Source organism: Streptosporangium sp. G12 (assembly GCF_052983175.1).
In genome coordinates, this window is the sequence record NZ_JBRIQO010000019.1 from 133,260 (window position 1) to 154,184 (window position 20,925).

Here is a 20,925-nt window from a genome sequence, read left to right on the forward strand (position 1 = left end):
TGCGGAAGGTGGGTGTCGCACGGCCCAGGCAGATGCCGGTCTAGGTCATGTCGTACTCGTCTACGTCCAGGGCGGCACCGGTGGCGGTCAGGAAGCGCAGCACGTCGAGGTCAAGGTGCCAGCCGAGCAGGTTGGGCTCCCGAGGTGACCCCGGATCCACGGTGTTCGAGAGGGATCGCGGAGGGTCCCCCTCGTGCCCGTCGAGACGGCGCACGACCTCGAAGACCGCGCCGCCGTGTTCCGCGTCTTCGGCGCGAAGACGTCCGGCGAGTTCGGCGATGCGGCCGGTATGGGGCCGGAGTCGGTCCAGAACACGGGATACCTGCTCGTCGACCCGCAGGTCAGGCTCACGGCATACGATCTTCCAGCTGTGGCTGACCGGCCTGACCGGCTCGGCGCCGCGGCCTCCCCGGACCGTGACCTCGTCAGGCTCGACGCCCAGCCACCGCGCCATCTCCTCCGCGGAGGTGTACCGGCTGAACAACGCGAAGTAGACATACTGGTGGACGCGCATTCCGCGACATTACCGGCGTGCGGTGCCGTTGGCGCCGTGGTGGAGGAGGGCCGCGGTCCGCCGTACGCGGCGCCGCTTCGAACGGAGGTGATCCGTCCACGGCGGGCGGCGGGGAAAAGGGATCGGCCGCCGCGCACATCCTCGACCAGGCGGTGAGGGATTCTTCACGGTTCTCGAACGGATGGTGGCCGGCCCCGGCCTGTACCTGATGGACGAGCCGGAGGCGGCCCTGTCGTTCACCTCGTGCCTGCGGCTGCTCAGCCTGATGGACCGGGTCCGTGGCGAGGGCGGCCAGATCATCTGTGCCACCCACTCGCCGATCCTCGCCAGCCTGCCCGGCGCCCAGATCCTCGAACTCGACGACCACGGGATCCACACCGCCGAGTGGGACAAGCTCCAAGTGGTCGACCACTGGCGCCGCTATCTGACCAAGCCCGAGTTCTATCTGCGCCACGCGCTGGACCAGGACGCCGACTGACCCCGGCCCTACCACGAGGGCAGCACCTGTTGAGACCGGCGCGACCGGCCAACGGCGCCGGACGAGCCTGAAGACGCTGAAATCACGTGACGCCGGACAGGTGGCGACGGTCAAGGCGCGGAGGCGTCGCCCCGCTCGGCGGAGACGAGCACGCTTGAGCTACAAGTCCAGCGCCGGGGCGTAGACCGACTGCTGCTCCCGGACGAGCCGGTCAAGGTCCAGGCGTACGCCGCTCATCGCTTCCACGGTCGCCAGGGCCGTCTCCCAGTCGCGATATTGATCGGGGTACGGCACGCCCGTTTCGGCGTCGGTCATCTTCCGTTCGGCGAGCATCCGGAGTGCGCCCAGGTAGGCGTCCAATTTCCGCGGGTTCTGGCCGGTGCATCCCGATGGCTGGGGATGCAGGATGTCCAGCGTGGTGACAAGAGCGCCGTCGGCGCCGTAGCACAACTCATTGGCATTGTTGATCAACCACCAAAAACCCCACGCTTGAGCGTTTTCGGTCAGCCTGGCCCACGCTCCCGGGGTGGTGGGCGAGAAACCGACGCTCGCTATGAGGATCACGCCACGCTCGCTTTGCTCCAGCGCCACATAGCCGGTGTCCGGCAGATCCACCGGAAGGCGCGGAACGATCGTGCTGGGGTCGGCACCCAGCCGGCACGCGACCTCGGTGACCGTCAGCGGCGTGTCACGACCCCGTACGACCATCCAGAACATCGAATCGGTGTTCATCAGGCCCCGCACCGCGGACAGGTCGCCAAGATCTTTCAAGAGGCGCGTGTAGTGTTCGATCATCTCAGGTGTAACCGGATCCACTGGTTTTCCACCCCTGTCGGGAGGTGCCAGGATAGCGATCACTCACGACAGTGGCCACGCCGCGGCATGTGTCGCATGCCGCATGGGCTCGGCCGGAGCTGTGGGGCGGCTTCAGTCCTGAGGTGATGTTTCGGGGGGCGGCGAGTTCGACCTCGAATCCGTCGGCGACCAGGACGGCCGGCAGGTCGTTCCCCCCTCGCACGGTCACTCGCGGTTGTTCCCGGTGGACCGGTGCGATGGTACGAGTCCATCCAGATCTCGCACCATCACACCGGCCCACCGGCCTTGTCCGGGTTCTCAGCCGGGTGAGCCGAGCTCGAACCAGATGACGGTCCCGGTGCCGTCGCGATGGAAGCCCCAGCGGGTCGCGAGGTCGTTGACGAGCATCAGTCCCCGGCCGCCCGTGGCGTCCAGCCCGGAGTTCCTTACGCAGGGGATCCGCGCGGAGCCGGGGTCCTGGACGGTGACGATGACGCCGTGCGGGAGGAAGGCCACCGTGACGACGAACTCCCCTGGCCGCTCGACCGGTCCCGTACCGTCCCACCCGGTGCCGGTATCAACTGGTTGGGCGGAGTGCTCGACGGCGTTGGTGGCGAGTTCGCTGGTGAGGAGCACGGCGTCGTCATGCAGCGGGTGGTCGTCCCCGAGGATCTCGGCGACGAAGTTTCGCGCGGGCCTGACCTGGTCGCGGGTGGCCCCGAAGCGCTGAGAGATCACGGGAGACCTCGCGGGTACGTGACCCATGTGATCCGCGTGACCCTCGTTATCCGAGGGCGTCGACCACCCGGGTACGTGGCCCAGGTGCGGCGACCATACCGCTCCCGCTTGGGCCGGTTCCGCTTGGGCCGGACCCGCTTGGGCCGGTTCCGTGGCGTCGTCGACTGTCGCTCGGAGCCGGTCAGCGAACACGCCGACGAGCACGGAGAGGAGTCGCCCCGCCATCCCTTCCACATCCCTTCCTCGTGATCGCGATGCTCTTCCCGCCCCCGGCGTCCCTTTCCGCGAACCTGACGTCCTCGGTGCCGTCGACACCTTCAGGCCGTGGCCCTGGAACGGCCGTTAGGCGGCCCGTCCCGGGGAGAGGACGCCGTGGCCGTTCACGCTGGTCGGAGGCGGGATGGGGGCGGAAGTCCTCGATGTGCCGCATCCGGGCGGCCAGCTCGGCGGGAGTATCGGCCTCGACCAGGCCGACGCGCTCCCGGCACCAGGCGGGGGAGAGCGCCCACCATCGCTCGGTGGCCTTGCCGTACCAGAGACACCAGCCGGTGAACCGGAGGGCCGGCGCGCCGGTGTCGTCTTCACCGGGCTCGCAGGAGAGGGAAGCGGGAAGGTTTTCCGTTGTTTCGGCGGTCGCTTCGACGGGTGGCGGACTCATGCCGTCACCGCTTTCCGGTACGCCTCGCGCCTGCCCGGCCAGGGTCGTACACCCAGCGACTTCCGTCCGTACGGCTGCTGTCTGGACGAAGGCTGTCCGTACGGCGACTGCCCGTACGGCGGTTGTTTGTACGGCGGCGCGGCCATCGCGGCCGGTCGCGCGTGGCGTCCCCTGCCCGAGGGAGAACCGGCGAAGGGCCGACCCGTCGGGCGCGCGGCCACGGTGATGGACGGATTCGGCGCGGCGGGCACCGGGTGTGCGGCCGGTACGGCCGAGGGCAGCCGACCGCAGAGCCCGAGGCGGCGCCGGGCCGTCATGCGGGTACGGACCTGGGCCGGGGTGGGCTGTTCCCACAGGTGACCGGGCCGGTGCGGCAGGCTGGCGGCGTCGTGCGCGTACGGGGGATGGCCGCACCAGCGGCAGCCAAGGGGCGAGGGCGGCTGCTCGGCATGCCAGCGGACCCGGATGATCTTTAGGGTTCTACTAGGGTTGGACATAGGTCGCACCTCCAGAGTGCGGTCGAGGCTCTGCCGGGCGACGTCATTCGCCCTGGCAGGGCCGTTTTCATGGTGGTGCCACCGGCTACGTCCGTGCATCGGCCGGTGGACCGGCTCCCGTTTCGGGAAGCCGCGATCTCCGTATGAGAGTTCGCGTACGCGTCAGGCAGGGCGCCAAGTACTTCCCGTCGCCGCCGGGCATTCCCGCGTTCATAGACCCTCACGGAGAGTGAATGTATTGATGCGCAGAGGCAGCGACATCAGCGCCGTTGATACTTTGGCGAGGAGGGGAGCCAAGCGCGTCAAGGCGAGTTACCTTGAGGCCATGGCCTACTCGGACCCGGCGGCGGAGAGTGTGGGAACGCGCGTACGACGTGCTCGTAAGCGCGTGGGCATCACCCAGAACGAGCTGGCGCGGCGCATCGGCCGCGCGCAGTCCTGGGTGTCCGGAGTAGAGAACGACAGCATTCCGCTCGACTCCATCGCGCTGGTCAACACCCTCTCGCGGGTGCTGCGCGTACATCCCAACGAGCTCACCGCGCGCCCCTACCGCGGTGACACCCCGGCCGAGGACCGCGGCCACTCGGCGATCCCCGAGATCCGCCGCCACCTGGAGCGCTACGACCTCGACCCCGAGTGGGACGGTGAGGTACGAGCACTGCCCGACCTTCGCGCCGCGACCGAACACGTCTGCTGGCTACGGAGGGAAGCCCGCTACGCGGAACTAGCTGACGCATTGCCGGCCCTGCTCTCCGAACTCCAGGCCGCGACCCATCTGTATCCCGAGTCCGATCGGAGCACGGCGTTCGGGTTGCTCTCGACCGCCTATCAGGCGGCCGACTCGGTCGCCTACAACCTCGGGTACGCCGACCTCTCCCTCATCGCCACCGGCCGGGTCCGCTGGGCCGCCGAGCGCTCAGGAGACCCGTACCACGGCGCTATATTCGCGTATCTACGCATACGAAACCTGTGGTCGAGTACCTCGTGGAATGACGCGCTTGCCGTGCTCGACACAGCTTGCGCGAGCATCGAAGACGAGTACGTCGCGGGTGAGCCCGAAGCGCTGGCCGTCTGGGGAGGGCTCCAGCTCAGAGCCGCGATCACCGCCGCTCGTAAGAACGACGCCGCTGAGGCATGGTCGCGACATCGGCTGGCCGATGAGGCGGTCACTCGGCTCGGAACACGCCAGCGCACGAACTACTACGAGCTGTGTACGAATCGACCCAACGTCGACATCCACGGCGTCGCCGTCGCGGTCGAGTTGGGAGACGGACCGCAGGCCGTAAGCAGGGGAGAGACGGTACGGCTACCGAAGGGGCTACAGGCGAGCCGCGTTGGGTATCACCATCTCGACTATGCGCGAGGTCTGCTGTGGTGCGGTAAGCGCGAGGCGGCTCTGGTCGAACTGGAGCGCGCGGAGAAGGCGGCTCCTCTGCTGGTGCGTAACCACCCGATGGCCCAGCAGGCCGTACGGACGTTGCTGGATCTTGAGCGATACAGCTACCGGGAGCGGATCCGTCGACTGGGCGTCCGCATGCACCTCCTTTGAGAGAAGTGATTGTGGATCACATCATTTCTGCTTTGGTTTGGCGTAAAAGCAGTCAGAGTGCTCAGCAAGACAACTGTGTGGAGACGGCGGTCCTTCCCGGAGGAAGCTGTGCTGTACGAAACAGCAAAGATCCATTCGGACCCATGCTGGTGTTCAAAAGTAACGTGTGGCAAGCGTTTGTCTGTGATGTTAAAAACGGAGCGTTCGACAGCCTGGGCTGTTAAAAAGTGAATCCTAGCTCCTAGGAAGATCTTTTCCTCCTATTGGAAGCGTGTTTGAGGTTGAGGTGAAAGATTCCATTGCCATATAGCTTGGGGTTGGTTCAGGGCACTTTAACCCAGCAAGCTCGGTGATATCGCACGTATTCGGTTCCAATTTTATGCTCAGGATGAGTCCGCAATGGACGGCCGATCTTACCGTCGAGGGCATTCACAACCTCCAAGTTGTCAGTCAAGTAGAAGGCGCCGTTGTCGAACCTTAGATGATCGTTAGGGCATAAGCATAGAATGTTTTCGATCACATCAGGGCCATTGTGGGGGACGCCAAGGGCTTGTATGTGTGCAGCTTGACTACTTGGGCCACTGGGAAGTTCTACCGTGTTGCCGCAGACCTGGCATAGATTGGTGTGTAGAGCCTTAACCTCTTTTACAACGGTAGCACGGCGGTTGGCTTTGTTGACGGTAGTCTTAGTTCGACGGACAGGTCCCACTGGTACTTGAGAAGCACTCGAATTATCTTCAGTGAAGATATCATCAGGGTAGTCCGGGTCGGGAACATCGTACGGGCTATCGATTTTGACCATGAGAAATTGGCAGACGCGGAACCCGTCATTACGAGTCTTGAACCAGTGCCGTACAACTCGATATAGCCCGTCGTACCGATAACCCTTGGCGGGTGCGTGCGGTGACTTCTCTTTATATCCACGGATCACTCGAACAGGTAGGCTGTCGAGTTGACTTTTGACAAGAGCGGCATTTCCGGAGTCCTTGAGATCTTGATCGGCGATTTGCTTCTTTGTGCTGGAGTCTTGCCCTCCATGTCCGGTATAGATGATCAACAAGCCGCGGTCATCGTCATCTGGATACCCGCCGTTAAGAACGATTGCGTCGGCGCCCTCATCGGCTGTTCCGGATATTCCAGCTACGTTATGTGCGTGTATGCCCGCTTCGCGTAGTTCTGCACGTTTCCCGGTAGGAGGTGCCCAGCCCTCTGGGTACCCAGGGATTTCACCGAAGATCCTGATGTACGTGCTCATGTCCGAATCTTGCCATTAAGTAGCGACAGTTTGGACAAGTCGCCTGTGAAGATCGTTTTTTGCGGGGGCGCCACGCGCATCATGGAACAGATGTCCTGGCCTCTCTGGTCGCGTGCGCACTCAACTCAGACGCGCGTCTGCTCCCCTTCCAAGCAGGTGGATATCGGCTGGCACGCCTTCATGGCGTACACCCGTGACCGCCAGGGCTTCTGCGTGAGGGCCGGTGGCGTTCATTCATCACACGCCTGTCGACACCCCCAAGGACGCGATTCACGACCCTGTGGCCGCGATCGGGGCTACCGTCAAGGCCATGCGAGCCGCTGACCTGCCGGTTGTCCCCAAGCTGTGGATACCTGCCAGCCAATGCAGCCGGTGCTACGTGGGCTGCGCCGACGACCCGAGGGAGAGCTGACCGTGAAACCACAGTGGGACGACCTCCCCAGCAGTGCACGTCACACCGTCGAGCAGCAGATCGGCCAGGTCCTCAAGGCCGAATCGGTGACCAAAGGGCTCATGCCCGGCATCGCCGCTCGGCTGCACGCCGAGGACGGCGGGACCGTCTTCCTCAAGGCCGTCTCCACCGCCAGTCCGGCCGCGTCCCTGTACGAGCGGGAACGACGAGTCGGCACCGTACTGCCGCCCGGCCTGCCCGCCCCCCGCCTGCGGTGGAGTGGCGAGGTGGAGGGGTGGATCGTGCTGCTGCACGAGTACGTCGACGGCCGCGATGCCGACCTGTCGCCCGGCTCGCCGGATGTGCCGCTCGTGCTGGACACCCTGGCCGTCCTGAACGAAGCGCTCACCCCATGTCCAGGCGATGTTCCGGATGTCGCCGCGAACATCGCGATGCTCCAGGCCAAGGCCGCGCGACTGCTCACTCTTCCTCCCGAGGAGCTTCCGCACCGGGCCATGTACGAGACGGCGCTCGACAAGCTCAGCCCCGACGCCCTGGACGGCGACACCCTTCTCCACTACGACCTGCACTCCGGTAACTTCCGGATCGATGACGGTCGGCCGTACGTCATCGACTGGGCGTTCGCTGCGCGCGGTGCGGCCTGGATAGATGCCGTCATGCTCGCACCCCGCTTCATCGAGGCGGGCCACACTCCCGAGCAGACCGAGGCGCTCTTCGCGCAGGTGCCCGCCTGGCGATCCGCACCCGCGAACGCCGTAACCGCCCTGGCCGCGCTGTGGACGCTGTTCCGTCTGTACAAGGCGCGGTTCGGCCCGGTGGAAGGACGCGATTTTCGCGCGCGGGCCGCCGAGGCAGGGCGAGCATGGGTGCACCACCGTTCTACCTGACCGGCGACCGCGTCATGTGAAGACGCCACCGGCCTGCCAATCGCCGCAGCCCTCGCCGATCTGCCCTGGAGGCGGTGAAGGTGGCCGTCAATCGCCGCCGAGGTCGGCCAGCCCGATGTCGCCGTCGGGCAGTCGCTGGATGTCCGGGTGGGCACGCAGGCCGTCGAGCATGAGTGTCAGGTAGCGGTCCACGCTGCGCTGGGTGAGCTCGGCGCGCAGGCCGGGGATCGGCCGCAGCAGCAGGGCCATCATCAGTGTCAGGTCGCCAGCGTCCACGTCGTGGCGCAGGTCGCCGTCGGCCTGGGCGCGGCGGACGAGCCGGTCGAGGATCTTCAGCAGGGTGTGGCGCAGCCGCCGTTCCTCGGGGTCGGTGTGGAGCTGCTCCCAGGTGCTGGTGAACCAGATCGACAGCCAGGTGGCCAGCCGCAGCTCGGCGGCGGCTCGGCGGATGAAGCGCGACAGCGCCCGCCAGGCGTCCGGCTCCTCGTCCTCGGCGTCGCGCGCGATGGCGACCACGCGGTGGAAGCCGTCCAGCGCGACTCCGCGCACCAGCGCCTCCCGGTCGGGGAAGCGGCGGTAGAGGGTGGCGGTCCCGACGCCGGCGCGGCGGGCCACCTCCTCCATCGGCACCTCGGCGCCGCGCTCGGCGATGAGTGCGCGGGCGGCCTCGATGATCTGCTCGCGGTTGAGCCGGGCGTCGGCCCGGAGCTTGCGGCCGGGACTCTCGTTTTCCACTCCAGCAGTATACGGATGGGTCTCTTTCATTTATGTTAGATAAGTGGCGGATCTTCTTTCACTTAGGAGGCGGAGATGACCATCGACTCGATACTGCGCAGGATCGGTCACCACGGGCCCGTGGCCGCCGACCTGGGGACGCTGTTCGCCCTGCACCGGGCCTGGCGGCAGGCCGTGCCGTACGAGAACCTCGACATCCAGCTCGGCAGGCCGATCAGTCTCGAACCGGACGCGCTGTTCGACAAGCTCGTGCGGCGGCGACGCGGCGGCTACTGCTACGAGCAGAACGCCGGCCTGGCCATGCTGCTGCGCCTCGCGGGCTTCCAGGTGACGATGGTGGAGGCCGGCGTCCTGCGCGCGGCCCGGGGCGAGGCGATGTGGGGCAACCACAACGCGCTGCTGGTCGACCTCGACGGCCGTCGCTGGCTGGCCGACGCGGGCATCGGGGACGGCTTCGTCGAGCCGCTGCCGCTGCGCGAGGGGCCGCACACCCAGGGGGACCTGACGTACCGGCTGGAGCGGCTCGACCCGGACACCTGGCGCTTCCACCACCACCCCGGCGGGACGGTCGCCTCCTACGACTTCCGGCTGTTGCCGCGCGAGATCGCCGACTTCGCCGCTCGCTCCCGGGAGATGTCGACCTCCGCCGAGTCGGCGTACGTCACCACGCTCATGGCCGCCCGGCCGATCGCCGGTCACACGCTGTTACTGCTGTCACGTACGCTGCGACGGCTGGGCGCCGACGGCAGGACGTCCCGGACCATCGGCGACGCGGACGAGTTCGCCAGAACGCTCTCCACGGACTTCCTCGTCCCGCTCGACGACCTCGGCCGGAACGGCGTCGCCCGGCTCTGGCACAAGACAGGCACCCAGGACGACCTGTGGCGCGCACGCGTCAGCGACACTCCCTGAATTCAGTACGGCGCGGGCGCTGTCATCTCCCGTCGACATTCCCATCAAGAGGGGCAGGAGCCGGACGGCCCGGAGCCCATCCACCGATCAGCTGACACGGGCGGCGATGGTCCGCGCGCACGCCAGGGACTCGGTATGCGTCGTGTCCACCTCGACGCCGTAAACCACGCCGTCGTGAACCACGTCCGCCTGCAACGCGGCCATACCCTGGACCCGATCTCCACGTGCGACCTCGCGGCCCGCGGCGACCGCGGCCTCGCATCTCACACCGACCCACAGCACGTCCAGCTCGTCCAGAACCCTCTGCCACCGCCGCTGGGACGAGGCTCCACCGAGAAAGACGTCGTCGATGACGACCCTGGCGCCGGCACGGGCCATGGCCGCGACGCCCCGCATCCAGGCCGTCTGCAGCGCCATGAAGTCCGCTCCGACGCTCACCCCGCCGTCAGCCGCGATCTCGAGCCCCTCGTCCGACGCCCGCATCCTCGCGGGCATCGCGTCGACGAGCGAATCGACGCCGAACGCCAGCCACGGATCAGGAAGAACAGCCTGCAGGCACCGGACGATCCCGGACTTCCCCGAGCTGGAACCACCGTTGATGATGATCATCTGAGTCGCCACCTTGCCACGGTAGAGCCTCTCCCACACGGCCCAAAGCGGATTTCGGCCGACCCCGCCCCGCCGTCACGACCCGGCGAACGTTGCCGCCGCGAGGTCGGGGCGTCCGGTGGCGTCAAGATTTCGGTGCGGGCAGGTAGAGATCCGGTCCGCGGCTCCGACTCCCTACCGAGCGGGTCCCATTCAGGGGGCCGCCGGAACAGGAGCGAAGCGACATGACAAAGGTGACGGCACAGATGTCGGTCTCACTCGACGGCCACTACGCCGGCCCGCGACACAGCGGCGAGGCGAGGGACTGGCTGGAGTCGGCGGAGGCCGCGGGCTTCTTCCGGGTCACCCGGTGGGTGATCGACGCCGCGGCCTGGCGTGAACGGCAGGGCTTCGCGGGCGGCGAACGGGACGTCAACTCCGACATCATGGCCGAGACGTTCGAGGCCGCCGGGGCCTACGTCATGGGTCGGAACATGGCGGACGGAGGCGAGGTCCCCTGGGGTGACGAGCCGCCGTTTCGCGCGCCGGTGTTCGTCGTGACCCACCGCCCCCGCGAGACCTTGGTGCGTCAGGGCGGGACGAGCTTCACCTACGTGACCGACGGCATCGCCAGTGCCGTGGAGCAGGCACGCGCCGCCGCGGGGGACAAGAACGTGGCGGTCGCCGGAGGGGGCACCCTGCTGCGCCAGGTCATCCAGGCCGGTCTGCTGGACGAACTGGAACTGCACATCGTCCCGACCGTGCTCGGCAGGGGGATGCGCCTGCTCGACGCCGACCTTGGTGCGGGCCTCGGTCTCGACCTCGCGGAGAAGGAGGCGATCGAGCTCACGCCCACCAGGGTGATCCACACCCCCGAGGTCACGCACATCCGCTACACCGTCAACGGGCGGGCCGCCCTCGTCCTCGACGACCGCGGTAGTGGCAGCGGAATGAACGCCCCGTAACCCTCCAGATCGATCAGCACGCCTTCCTGGCGTACCGGTGGTCATAGGCTGCCGGGATGAGCCGTACTCGGCGGGCCGTCGGCGCCGTCGTGGGATCCGCGGTGGGCGCCCCTTTCGAGTTCGGGCTCTCCGGGCCACGCGTCGCTGTGTCCGACTGGCGCATACCGTCGACGAGGAAGAAGAAGCGATATGAGTGAGCGAGAGAGCTGGCAGGAGCTCAGAGATCGCCGGATGGCCGAGCCGGGTGCGGCTGAGGCTTACGAGGCCACGCGTCTCGCCCATGAGCTGGGCAAGACGGTCCGGGCCATGCGTGAGGGGCGGGGGGTGGAACCAGGACGAGCGGGTGCTGCGCCTGCCGGAGCCGGTTGATTTCGCACGTCGCCTGGCGGGGTGAACGACCGGCGACGACCGTCAGGGACTTTCCTGGCCGCCGGTTTCCGCCCGTACGCCGAAGGGGTTGTCGATGGCGTACCTCCAGTACCCGTCCTGCCCGCGTCGGGCGACGTCGGTCGCGGTGCCCTGGATGTGCACGGGCCGGCCGTCGCGGGACGTGCCGTCGATGACCCAGTCGACGATCAGCAGGGCGAGGTCGCCCGTGGTGTAGACGTGCCGTGGCCGGACGGTGATCGGCAGTCCCAGGGCCAGGAACCGGCCGTTGGCGGCGTCGATCTGCTGTCCGGTCAGCGGTGAGCCCGGCTCCGGGACGAACACGGCTCCGCTTTCGTAGACCTCCGCCACCGCCTCCGCGTCACCGTGGTTGAAGCGCTCGGCGAAGACCGCGGGCACGTCCTCGGGGCGTTCGGCCAGCTGTCGCATCATCGACCTGTTTCCTTCCGGTCGGGTAGAAATCGCGGTCAGGTAGACATCGCGGTCAGGTAGAAACCAGTCAGACGCGGCAACGCTAGGAGGTGCCTTCGTGGCTCACCAAACGGTTGGTTTCCCGGGCCTGCCCGACGACCCTCGCGCGAGCGTCACCGAACCCACCCCGTCATGCCCGGTGGAGATCACTCTGGCGACCCTGCACGGGCGCTGGACGACCCTGCTCATTCGTGAGCTGCTGCGGGGCGACCGTACGTTCAGCGAGCTTCGCCAGGCGCTGCCCGCGCTGTCGGACAAGGTGCTGTCCGATCGGCTGGCGCACCTGACCGCGGCAGGCGTGCTCGATCGCCACCGCCGGCCCGACTGGCCGCCCCGGGTGCGCTACAGCCTCACCTCCCACGGGCGTGACCTCGGCCCCGTCCTCCAGGCGATGTGGGACTGGGGTGCGCGGCACCGGCCGCCAGGCACGTGAATCGCTTTGATCGCCGTCGCCCTCGCCGGTCTGCTCCTGGAGGAACGACCGTGACCGCCCATGGCACGCTCGCTCGGCCGAGCGACTTCCATTGCAAAACCGCTTCAGGGGCGGGGAGACTCGCGGTGCCAGGTCTTGCTCCAGCCGCGACCGGAATGGCCCCCGGCCGCCGCCCGGCATTTGGGGCAGACCCGCCGTATCTCCTCGGCGGCACCGCCTGACTCGGGGAACACGTCCGTCCACGGAACGTGGTGGAACCGCCGCAGCCGCGACCGGCTCAGAGCCAGGCCGCACAACGTCTGGTTGGTTCCCGGCCGCCAGGCGTGAGCCTCACCCGCCGGCAACCGCGTGCCGTCCTCGTCCTTCCATTCACCGGAAGCCGCGACCGAGGGTTCGCCACGTGCCCGCATGGTCTGTCTCCTTTCCGCATCCACCTTTCCCTGCCCACAAGGGGCGTCATGTCCTGCGGACGGTACGGAAAACTTCGTCACGCCACTGCGGCGGTCGTTGCGTCGATCCCGGTCGTCTTCACCGCGATGAGCGACGACCTGGCCGCTACCGTGCCGATGACATGAGGACCGACACCTCCCAGACTCGTTGGAGCATCGGTCCGTCCCGCCGGGCACCCCGGAACGGCCACGCTGAATTTGTCCGTCTGAGCTGAGTGCCGGACGTGGTCGGGGCCGCATCCGGGAGCCTCAGGTAGCGGTGTCCATCATGGCGCGGAGGATTCGGGTCAGCGCGGCGACATCCTCCGGGGCAAGGCCGGAGACCAGGCGCTTCAGGGTCGCCGCGTGGTCGGTGAGCGTGGCGTCGATGATCCGCCGGCCTTCGCCGGTCAGCGTGACCCGGAAGCTGCGGCGGTCGGCGGGGTCGAGACTCCGCTCGACCAGGCCGGCGGTCTCCAGCCGGTCCAGCCGGCTGGTCATGCCCGCACGCGACATCATCAGGGTCGCCGACAACTCCGAGGGGATCAGCGAGTACGGCGGGCCGGAGCGGCGGAGCGCGGCGAGCACGTCGAACTCCCCGCGTCCGAGACCGTGACGGGCGAGCATGCCGTCCACCTGCGTCTCCACGACGCGGGTGAGCAACGCCAGGCGGCCGAGGACGTCCATGGCCGAGAGATCCAGATCGGGGCGTTCGCGCCGCCACTGGTCGAGGATCGCGTCGATCGCGTCTCCCGGGCCGGTGTCGGCCTCTCCTGTCATGTCATCGGATTCTATTCGACAGAAGATAGTTAGCAGTCGTACTATCCGATCACGAACTAGTTTTGAGGAGCGCCGAGTGACAGAGACCGATTCCAGCCACGGCCGGCCGGTGCTGGTGCGGGCGGGCGAGGCCGAGATCCTCGGCGACCCGCCGAACACGATGGAACTGCTGGCGGACGCCGAGACGACGGGCAGGCTGGTCAGCGCGATCCGCACCAAGATCGGGAAGGACACGGACGGGCCACCGCCGCACTACCACAACGGGGCGCCGGAGATCTTTTACATCGTCGACGGCGGCCTGCACGTCCTCACCGGCGACCAGGTCGTCACGGTCGAGACCGGCGACTTCCTGCTCGTGCCGCCCCGGACCCCGCACGCGTTCAGCACCCCCGCGCACACCGGCGTGGACATGCTGATCTTCAAGCCGGGAGCCGAGCGATTCGACTACTTCCGGCTGGGAGACCGCGTGCGCCGCGGGGAGGCGAGCCCACAGGAGATCCTCGGCTCACAGGACCGCTTCGACAACCACTTCCACGACAGTCCGGTCTGGCGCCGCTTCCGTGACGGCCGGGCGCGGGACCGTCTCCTCACCCTGCCGACCCACCACGACACGGCTTCGCCACCCCATCGCGACGCGACTCCGTCACCCCCATCACGGCGCGGTCCCCGTCCCTGACATGCGTGCCACGGAGGGAAACGCACGGTGGAGGTGACGGCACATCCCGTCGATCGTGCCGGCGGTCTCGTCGCTGATCGGTGGCGCCGCCAAGCTCGTGGGCGCGCGCCATGCGCGACGATGCCGAGGCGGGTCGCGTTTGTGTCGGTGGTGGCCGTTACAGTCGCCGATCACTGTTGCCCTTTTGCCGAGGACTGCCGAGGAGACCGCATGACCGAGCCCGACGTGACGATGGCCAGGATCGGCCAAGGTGTCGAGCTGGGCCGGCGGGGTGAACGAGAGGCCGCCCGGAAGCTGTTCTCCGAGCTGTGGGAGGAGATCGGTGTGACGGGCGACCCCCTGCACCGGTGCGCTCTCGCTCACTGGATGGCCGACGTCCAGGACGAGGTGAAGGAGGAACTGCTCTGGGATCTGCGCGCCCTGGAGGCTGCCGACCTGGTCACCGACGAGCGGGCTCAGCAGGCGGGTGTCGCCGGTCCCGTGAGCGGTTTCTACCCTTCCCTGCACCTCAACCTGGGTGACGCCTACCGCAGGTTCGGCGACCTCGACCGGGCGCGCGACCACCTCGAACGCGGGCGTGCCGCCGTTGGCGCACTCGGTGACGACGGGTACGGGCAGATGATCAGGCAGGGCCTGGACCGGCTCGCCGGGCGGCTGTCAGCCGGTTAGACGAGTGAGCCCCGAGCCCGATCGGTGATCGGGTGGCGGGCCGGGCGGTGGCCCGGTCGTGCCGGATGGCGGCGGTCGGTACCAGGACGCGCCCCAGGTCACCCGGCGTGGCAAGGGCCCGACCAATGGAGGCAGATGGGAAGCCGGCTCTTCGCATCGAGCACCACCCGGCCGCCCAGCGGTTCCCGGAGCCGGACGACGCCCTCGCCGGATGCGCCGACGCCCGCGCACAGGCCGTTCCTGCGCTCGCGAATCTCGATTCCGAGGACCACGACGTCGGGCCGCTCGTCGGTCCGCAGGTGCACGGTCGGCGTATCTCGGCTGTCGCAGACGCCATAGAGGTAGCTCACCCGCAGCGTGCGCTCGTCGAGCACCTCGAAACCGCGGAAGTCGGGAGCCAGGTGGTCACCGACCGCGTCCTCGACGGTGCCGAGCGTGGCCCGGTCGACCGCGACGTGATCGATCGGGCCGGGCAGGTTGGAGAAGTACAGCCGCCACGCCGGGACGGTGGCCATGCCGCGCAGGGTCCGCAGGCGCATGGTCGTGAAGATGGCGGCGGTCATCTTGTATGCCAGATCGTCCCGGACGGAAGCCTCCATCTCGAAGGGGGACAGTGCGATCAGCGCCTGACGTGCGCCGATCACGGGGACCCGCATGGTGGAGCCGTCATCCCAGTGAATCCGCGCCTCCTCGGGAATCGCGGGGAGCGGGCCGGCCACGGCGAAGCCGTACTCCTCGTCACTCGAGATCTGCTCCTCCACGTCGTGCGGCATCTGGCTCAGGTCCTCCGTCGGGACGAAGCCGTCGCGCCAGATCTCCGCCGCGCCGCTGGTCCGCCAGGTCCAGACGGCGCGGGCGGCGTGGTCATCGAAGGTGAACTGTCCGACGAGGAGGTGGCCGCTGCTGAGAAGCAGGGTCACCATCAGGAGCGTCAGGAGTAATCGCAGCATCCGAAGATTATCGAGGCCCCCAGGGCCGCCGCGATGATCGTACGGTCGGGTGTATGAGCGTCGAAGATCGGAAGACCGACGGCGAGGGGAAGCGCGCCCGTCGTGCAGGGCGCCGGGCGTGGGGACGGGACACGCCGGACGGAAGCTCCGGCGAGCCTTCGAAGTCACGGCCGCGCGGGTGGGTTCTCGCGTCGGCCGGCGTGCTGGTGGCGGGGCTGACGGCGTTCCCCGCCGTGGTGCCCAACACCGTGGGCAATCTCGGCAGCCTGCTGGAGACCTTCCTGCCCTGGGCCGGCCTGGCCGTTCCGGTGCTGCTGGGTCTGGCGCTGCTGCGCCGCTCGGCCCTCGCGACGGTGTCCCTGGTGCTGCCCGCGGCGGTCTGGGCCGTGGTGTTCGGCGGGCGGGCGTTGCCCGCCGACCGGGCGGCGGGGGGCGACCTGACCGTGCTCCAGCACAACGTCGGCGAGGAGAATCCCGACCATGAGGGGACCGCGCTGGCCCTGGTACGGGCCGGGGCCGACCTCGTCGCCCTGGAGGAGCTGACGCCCGCCGTCCGGCCCGTCTACGAGAACGCCCTCGCGTCCGGCCACCCCCACCGCGCGGTCGCGGGCACCGTCGGCCTCTGGTCCAGGTATCCCCTGGCGGACCCGCGGCCGGTGGACATCAGGCCCGCGGGCGTCGGGCTCGACTGGAACCGCGGGCTGCGGGTCACCGCGCGGACGCCGCACGGGGACGTGGCCGTGTACGTCGCCCACCTTCCCTCGATCCGCATCCGGCCGCCGGACGGTTTCGGGTCAGGCCGCAGGGACGAGAGCGCCGCCAAGCTGGGGGCGGCCGTCGCCTCGGAGAAGCTGGACAGGGTCGTCCTGCTGGGCGACCTCAACGGCACCCTCGACGACCGTGGCCTGGCCCCGCTCACCTCCCGGATGGTCTCGACGCGGAGGGGGTTCGGTTTCAGCTGGCCCGCCGCCCTCCCTCTCGCCCGGATCGACCACGTCATGACCCGTACGGCGATCCCCGTCGCGGCCTGGACCCTGCCCGCCACCGGCAGCGACCACCTGCCGCTCGTCGCCCGCGTCGATCTCTGACGCCCGCGAGAGGCCGTGTCGATGCCGTTCACCCCGTTCACGCCGTTCATGCCGTTCACGCCGTTCGCTTCGGGCTCCGGCCCCGCCGGTGACGGGATCCGCGCCCTTCCGGGAGGCCGGGCCGTCAGGCCTCGGCGATCCGGGCTTGGTTATGCTCGGGCGGTGAGCTCCCCGAGAACGCTCGTGCTGTGGGACATCGACCACACGCTGATCGACGCCGGCGGTGTCACCGCCGACACCTACGACCACGCGTTGCACGCCACCACCGGCCGCCGGATGGAGCACTCGGTGCAGGTGGCCGGGCGGACCGAGCGGGCGATCATCACCGAGATCTTCCAGGCGCACGACGTCGAGGTGTCGGACCGGCTCCTCGACTCCTTCTACGTCGCCCTCGCCGAGGCGTTCGTCGTGCGCGAGGCCGTCATGCGGGAACGCGGCCGGGCCCTGTCCGGAGCGCGTGAGGCGCTCGCGGCGCTGGCGGAACGCCGGGACGTGGTGCAGTCGGTGCTCACCGGCAACACCGAGCCGGTCTCGATCGGCAAGCTCACCGTGTTCGGGCTGGAGGGCTTCGTGGACTTCGAGGTGGGCGCGTACGGCACCGACCACGAGGACCGCGCCGCGCTGGTGGCCCTCGCGCAGCGGCGCGCCGCCGGCAAGTACGGGGAGCCCTTCACCGCGCGCAACACCGTGCTGATCGGCGACACGCCGAACGACGTCCGCGCCGGTCATGAGGGCGGAGCGAGGGTGATCGCGGTGGCCACCGGCTTCAACGACGCGAGCGTCCTGGGCGAGGCCGGTCCGGAGCTGGTGCTGGGGGATCTCGCCGACACCGACGCCGTCGTACGGTCCGTGCTGGGCGTGCCGGACCGGGCGAGCGGCGACCGTTAGACCGAGACGGCCGTAACGGCCCGCACCACCGACCACCGGCCTGCTTCCGAGGGGCCTGCCCGGCTCGGTCCCCCGGCCGGGGAGCCGGCGGGGGAACCGGTCAGTCCTGTACGGGACGAGCCGGAGCCACGCGGGGTCAAGCCGGGGTCACGCGGGGACCGGATCAGTGCGGCGAGCCGGTGGACACCGCCCCGGTGTCGATGAGACGGACCAGTTCCGGAAGGACGGTGCCCAGGGGGGCGTCGACGGTGAGGGCCGCGTAGTCGTCGCCTCGGGTCGGGCCCTGGTTCACGATCGCCACGGGGATGCCGAGTTTCGCGGCGTGCAGCACGAACCGGCGGCCCGACATCACCGTCAGCGACGACCCGAGGACCAGGAGCAGGCGCGCGCCCTCCACGAGCGCGTAGCACTCGCGCACCCGCTCCGCCGGGACGGTCTCCCCGAAGAAGACGACGTCGGGCTTCAGCATGCCCTCCTCGCACGCCCGGCACCCGACCACCTGGAAATCGTCGATCTCCTCGTCCGGCAGCTCGACGTCACCGTCCGGGTTGATCGCGGTGGGCCGGGCGCCGAACCGCGGGTTCGCCTGGGTCAGGCGACGGTCCAGCTCCTCGCGCGGGCTGGAGTGGCCGCAGTCCAGGCAGACCACGTCCCGCAGGTTGCCGTGCAGCTCGATGACGGAACGGGCGCCGCCCGCCTGGTGCAGGCCGTCGACGTTCTGCGTCACGATTCCGGACACCAGGCCCCGCCGCTGGAGGGACGCGACCGCGTGGTGGCCGCTGTTCGGCGCGGCCCGGGTCATCGCCCGCCACCCGATGTAACTTCGGGCCCAGTAGCGCCGCCTGGCCACCGGGTCGCCGGTGAACGTCTGGTAGGTCATGGGGGTGTGCCGGGTCAGGGTGCCGCCCGGTCCTCGATAGTCGGGGATCCCCGACTCCGTCGATATCCCGGCGCCGCTCAGCACCACAACGTCACCCTCGGCCAGCAGTCCCGCCAGCGTGCTCGTACCGTCGCTCACCCCTCCATGCTGCCCCACCCGCACGGGCGGGGCGGCCTCGGGTCCTGCCCGCCGCCCACCGTCCAGGCGGCCCCGTACGGGTGCCCGGTCCGTGGACCCGGTGGTGGTGATCGTGCCGACCTCGCTTGACCGATCACCGTGCTCGGGGCTCCACCCCTCGTACCGCGCGGGAGGGAACGGCACGCGCGTCTTGGCGGGCATCCGTATCGAGGAGGTGAGAACCTTGCCGGAAACTGTCATTGGAACGAGTCAATGGCGTCATGGGCATTGTTCGCGGCCGGGATTACTGTGACGGCGTGATGGGATTCGAGATCGAACTGGACAGGCGCGTCACCAACGCCGACGGAGGGATGTTCGACGGCGACGAATTGCTCGCCGGTTTCAAGGAAGGCCGGTTCCGGCTCCTGACCGACGCCCGCGACGCGGACGAGGTGAAAGACAGCGGTGAATCCATCGACTACTCGAACGTCGAGTTCGTCACCGACCCGTTCGACCAGTTGGCGCCGGGTGACCCGGTCGGTCCCTTGCTGGCCGGACTCAGAGGGGTCGCCGACGTGCTGTACTCCCCGAAGGGGAGGACCTCCCTGGTAAAACTACTGTCGTTGCAGAAACTCGGTTTCTGGGTGACCCGAACCAATGGTGCCGGAGCTTTCGTCGAATCCGACCTCAGGATCGCGGGACCCAAAAAGAAGGTCTACATGGTGTCCGACAAAGGGGTGGAAAACCTTTTCGTGCACTATACGGTCGGGGTTCCGATCGGCAAGCTCGACGAAGCCCTGCGTTGGATCGGGCAGAAGGCGCGCGCGGTGGGCAAACGCCCCTTCGCCAAGATCAGCTGTGTTCGCGCGGCACATGCCGGGACCGCGGCCGAGATCATGTTCACCCAGTGGGCCGGGCGAAGGCAGATCACCGTGACGGAGGAGGAGCGCACCACGCTCCGCGGATTCGTCGCCCTGGTGTACACCCAGGTCGCCGCGATCATCGATCACTCGTACGTGGAGGGTGCGGGACAGATCAAGAACAAGGCCGTCGCGCTGTCGCGCGTCCCTTTGCGAGAGGTGGCGAAGACGCTCCCCGAACAGGTGCAGTGGTTCCTCAAGGAACAGGCGTTCGCCACCCTGCTCGCGGACACGGACGACGCGGAGCTGAAGGATCTGAATGCGTTCGTCGCCGTGCAGGTCGCGAGCGCGCAGCGGCACAGGGAGCAGCGGTACGCCGACGCCGAGGCCGACCTCGCCACGATCCTGGCCGACATCGCGGCGGCCGAGGCCAAGAATTCCGATGACCCGGAGGACGCCTGGGATCTCTCGGAATTGAGGGCGAGCGCACGCGATATCACTCTCAATCGCGACTATGTCGACCAGGCTCTGAACGAATGGCAGAACCTGGCGGGATTCCTGCCCTCGTACAAGAAGGTCTACCAGGAACAGCAGGACCCGAAATTCGGATTCCCGTGGTCGATTCTGGATGACGCGCTCGTCCCGGCGCTTGAGGGCAGGGCGATCAGTGCCGCGCCGACCGGTAGGGAATCACCCGGGGACCTGTTCGAGGCCGGCGCGCCCGAGGGGAGCGAGAACGGTCCCGACGGCGGCCCGATACGTGACCTGGAAACCCTGACGACATGCAATCCCGAGGAAGATGAGGACACTGCGATATCGGAGGTGAACCGGCTGACGGTGGGCGCGTTTTTGAACAGCGCGCTGCTCCTTCCCGGCGTGCCCACCGTTTCCGTGGAGCGGGTCTTCGGCGGGATGAAGGAGATCCACGAACCGGACCACTACCTGGCCGGCGGCGTGTCATACCGCCTCGTCCCCCTCGAACTCCGCGCCCACGGCGACGAGGAGGTGAACTGGAAGCAACTGGAGGTCGATATCCGGGAGATCATCGGCTTCTCTCACACGCTGTTCCCGGCTCCTCCGCCAGTCCATGCCCCGGTTCACGCTCCGGTCCATCCCCCCGCGCAGCCCCCTGGTCAAGCCGGCGCCGGCAAGCGCCAGGCCACCGACCCCCCGGCGGGTGCCACACCACCGCCGACGAAGATCATCAGAATCAACCAGGACACGCCGATGGTGACGGAGAACGACCATCCGCAATAGCGGCGCCGGTGTCGTGAATCCTCCGGGCCGCCCGGCGTGACGGGGACGGGCGGGCACC

At 68.3% G+C, this 20,925-nt stretch carries 24 protein-coding genes; 12 read left to right on the forward strand and 12 right to left on the reverse strand.

What is annotated here, in order from left to right; genetic code table 11:
• Positions 1–40: 40 nt before the first annotated feature.
• Positions 41–514 (reverse strand): DUF4279 domain-containing protein, encoded by a 474-nt coding sequence (locus tag ACVCAG_RS27815; protein WP_447190528.1) that lies wholly within the window; start codon positions 512–514, stop codon positions 41–43.
• A gap of 121 nt (positions 515–635) precedes the next feature.
• Between ACVCAG_RS27815 and ACVCAG_RS27820 the strand changes: the two genes are divergently transcribed.
• Positions 636–992: an AAA family ATPase gene (locus tag ACVCAG_RS27820; RefSeq protein WP_447190570.1), complete on the forward strand. Its 357-nt coding sequence runs from the start codon at positions 636–638 to the stop codon at positions 990–992.
• A 159-nt stretch (positions 993–1,151) separates the two neighbouring features.
• On the opposite strand, the gene ACVCAG_RS27825 is transcribed toward ACVCAG_RS27820, so the two are convergent.
• From ACVCAG_RS27825 to ACVCAG_RS27835, 3 genes are all read right to left on the reverse strand, one after another.
• Positions 1,152–1,787: a hypothetical protein gene (locus ACVCAG_RS27825; protein ID WP_447190529.1), complete on the reverse strand. Its 636-nt coding sequence runs from the start codon at positions 1,785–1,787 to the stop codon at positions 1,152–1,154.
• 318 nt (positions 1,788–2,105) lie between these two features.
• Positions 2,106–2,525: an ATP-binding protein gene (locus tag ACVCAG_RS27830; RefSeq protein ID WP_440086170.1), complete on the reverse strand. Its 420-nt coding sequence runs from the start codon at positions 2,523–2,525 to the stop codon at positions 2,106–2,108.
• Between the two features lie 654 nt (positions 2,526–3,179).
• Positions 3,180–3,680 carry a hypothetical protein gene (locus tag ACVCAG_RS27835; RefSeq protein WP_447190530.1) on the reverse strand — a complete coding sequence of 167 codons (501 nt, stop codon included), beginning with the start codon at positions 3,678–3,680 and terminating at the stop codon, positions 3,180–3,182.
• A gap of 241 nt (positions 3,681–3,921) precedes the next feature.
• Between ACVCAG_RS27835 and ACVCAG_RS27840 the strand changes: the two genes are divergently transcribed.
• A complete protein-coding gene (locus tag ACVCAG_RS27840; RefSeq protein WP_447190531.1) occupies positions 3,922–5,229 on the forward strand; it encodes a helix-turn-helix domain-containing protein in 1,308 nt (435 codons plus the stop codon).
• Between the two features lie 11 nt (positions 5,230–5,240).
• Positions 5,241–5,453 carry a DUF397 domain-containing protein gene (locus tag ACVCAG_RS27845; protein ID WP_447190532.1) on the forward strand — a complete coding sequence of 71 codons (213 nt, stop codon included), beginning with the start codon at positions 5,241–5,243 and terminating at the stop codon, positions 5,451–5,453.
• 98 nt (positions 5,454–5,551) lie between these two features.
• On the opposite strand, the gene ACVCAG_RS27850 is transcribed toward ACVCAG_RS27845, so the two are convergent.
• A complete protein-coding gene (locus ACVCAG_RS27850; protein WP_447190533.1) occupies positions 5,552–6,484 on the reverse strand; it encodes a YDG/SRA domain-containing protein in 933 nt (310 codons plus the stop codon).
• 414 nt (positions 6,485–6,898) lie between these two features.
• On the opposite strand from ACVCAG_RS27850, the gene ACVCAG_RS27855 reads away from it, so the two are divergent.
• Complete coding sequence (locus ACVCAG_RS27855) at positions 6,899–7,783, forward strand: phosphotransferase family protein (RefSeq protein WP_447190534.1); 885 nt, start codon at positions 6,899–6,901, stop codon at positions 7,781–7,783.
• An 87-nt stretch (positions 7,784–7,870) separates the two neighbouring features.
• Here the strand turns inward: ACVCAG_RS27855 and ACVCAG_RS27860 are convergent, their stop codons facing one another.
• The gene (locus tag ACVCAG_RS27860) at positions 7,871–8,518 is read right to left on the reverse strand and encodes a TetR/AcrR family transcriptional regulator (protein ID WP_447190535.1); all 648 of its coding nucleotides are present in this window, start codon (positions 8,516–8,518) and stop codon (positions 7,871–7,873) included.
• A gap of 75 nt (positions 8,519–8,593) precedes the next feature.
• Here ACVCAG_RS27860 and ACVCAG_RS27865 point away from each other — a divergent pair, with 75 nt between their 5' ends.
• A complete protein-coding gene (locus tag ACVCAG_RS27865) occupies positions 8,594–9,430 on the forward strand; it encodes an arylamine N-acetyltransferase family protein (RefSeq protein ID WP_447190536.1) in 837 nt (278 codons plus the stop codon).
• Positions 9,431–9,517: 87 nt separating this feature from the next.
• Here ACVCAG_RS27865 and cpt read toward each other — a convergent pair whose 3' ends face one another.
• Positions 9,518–10,078: a chloramphenicol phosphotransferase CPT gene (gene cpt, locus ACVCAG_RS27870; protein WP_447190537.1), complete on the reverse strand. Its 561-nt coding sequence runs from the start codon at positions 10,076–10,078 to the stop codon at positions 9,518–9,520.
• A 185-nt stretch (positions 10,079–10,263) separates the two neighbouring features.
• Here cpt and ACVCAG_RS27875 point away from each other — a divergent pair, with 185 nt between their 5' ends.
• Positions 10,264–10,983: a dihydrofolate reductase family protein gene (locus tag ACVCAG_RS27875; RefSeq protein ID WP_447190538.1), complete on the forward strand. Its 720-nt coding sequence runs from the start codon at positions 10,264–10,266 to the stop codon at positions 10,981–10,983.
• 411 nt (positions 10,984–11,394) lie between these two features.
• Here ACVCAG_RS27875 and ACVCAG_RS27880 read toward each other — a convergent pair whose 3' ends face one another.
• Positions 11,395–11,802, reverse strand: coding sequence for a YybH family protein (locus ACVCAG_RS27880; protein ID WP_447190539.1), 408 nt, complete (start codon positions 11,800–11,802; stop codon positions 11,395–11,397).
• A gap of 97 nt (positions 11,803–11,899) precedes the next feature.
• Here ACVCAG_RS27880 and ACVCAG_RS27885 point away from each other — a divergent pair, with 97 nt between their 5' ends.
• Positions 11,900–12,274 (forward strand): winged helix-turn-helix transcriptional regulator, encoded by a 375-nt coding sequence (locus ACVCAG_RS27885; RefSeq protein WP_447190540.1) that lies wholly within the window; start codon positions 11,900–11,902, stop codon positions 12,272–12,274.
• 104 nt (positions 12,275–12,378) lie between these two features.
• Here ACVCAG_RS27885 and ACVCAG_RS27890 read toward each other — a convergent pair whose 3' ends face one another.
• On the reverse strand, positions 12,379–12,684 hold the full coding sequence (locus tag ACVCAG_RS27890; RefSeq protein WP_447190541.1) for a hypothetical protein: 306 nt from the start codon (positions 12,682–12,684) through the stop codon (positions 12,379–12,381).
• A gap of 288 nt (positions 12,685–12,972) precedes the next feature.
• Positions 12,973–13,482 (reverse strand): MarR family winged helix-turn-helix transcriptional regulator, encoded by a 510-nt coding sequence (locus ACVCAG_RS27895; RefSeq protein ID WP_447190542.1) that lies wholly within the window; start codon positions 13,480–13,482, stop codon positions 12,973–12,975.
• A 76-nt stretch (positions 13,483–13,558) separates the two neighbouring features.
• On the opposite strand from ACVCAG_RS27895, the gene ACVCAG_RS27900 reads away from it, so the two are divergent.
• Both ACVCAG_RS27900 and ACVCAG_RS27905 read left to right on the forward strand, forming a co-directional pair.
• Positions 13,559–14,158 (forward strand): cupin domain-containing protein, encoded by a 600-nt coding sequence (locus ACVCAG_RS27900; RefSeq protein ID WP_447190543.1) that lies wholly within the window; start codon positions 13,559–13,561, stop codon positions 14,156–14,158.
• Between the two features lie 210 nt (positions 14,159–14,368).
• On the forward strand, positions 14,369–14,827 hold the full coding sequence (locus ACVCAG_RS27905; protein ID WP_447190544.1) for a hypothetical protein: 459 nt from the start codon (positions 14,369–14,371) through the stop codon (positions 14,825–14,827).
• A gap of 98 nt (positions 14,828–14,925) precedes the next feature.
• Here ACVCAG_RS27905 and ACVCAG_RS27910 read toward each other — a convergent pair whose 3' ends face one another.
• Positions 14,926–15,777, reverse strand: a complete 852-nt coding sequence (locus ACVCAG_RS27910) for a hypothetical protein (RefSeq protein ID WP_447190545.1) — start codon at positions 15,775–15,777, stop codon at positions 14,926–14,928.
• 53 nt (positions 15,778–15,830) lie between these two features.
• On the opposite strand from ACVCAG_RS27910, the gene ACVCAG_RS27915 reads away from it, so the two are divergent.
• Complete coding sequence (locus tag ACVCAG_RS27915; protein ID WP_447190546.1) at positions 15,831–16,865, forward strand: endonuclease/exonuclease/phosphatase family protein; 1,035 nt, start codon at positions 15,831–15,833, stop codon at positions 16,863–16,865.
• Positions 16,866–17,027: 162 nt separating this feature from the next.
• Positions 17,028–17,753 carry an HAD family hydrolase gene (locus ACVCAG_RS27920; protein WP_447190547.1) on the forward strand — a complete coding sequence of 242 codons (726 nt, stop codon included), beginning with the start codon at positions 17,028–17,030 and terminating at the stop codon, positions 17,751–17,753.
• Between the two features lie 163 nt (positions 17,754–17,916).
• On the opposite strand, the gene ACVCAG_RS27925 is transcribed toward ACVCAG_RS27920, so the two are convergent.
• Complete coding sequence (locus ACVCAG_RS27925; protein WP_447190548.1) at positions 17,917–19,011, reverse strand: NAD-dependent protein deacetylase; 1,095 nt, start codon at positions 19,009–19,011, stop codon at positions 17,917–17,919.
• 56 nt (positions 19,012–19,067) lie between these two features.
• Here ACVCAG_RS27925 and ACVCAG_RS27930 point away from each other — a divergent pair, with 56 nt between their 5' ends.
• On the forward strand, positions 19,068–20,867 hold the full coding sequence (locus ACVCAG_RS27930; RefSeq protein WP_447190549.1) for a hypothetical protein: 1,800 nt from the start codon (positions 19,068–19,070) through the stop codon (positions 20,865–20,867).
• Positions 20,868–20,925: the final 58 nt, after the last annotated feature.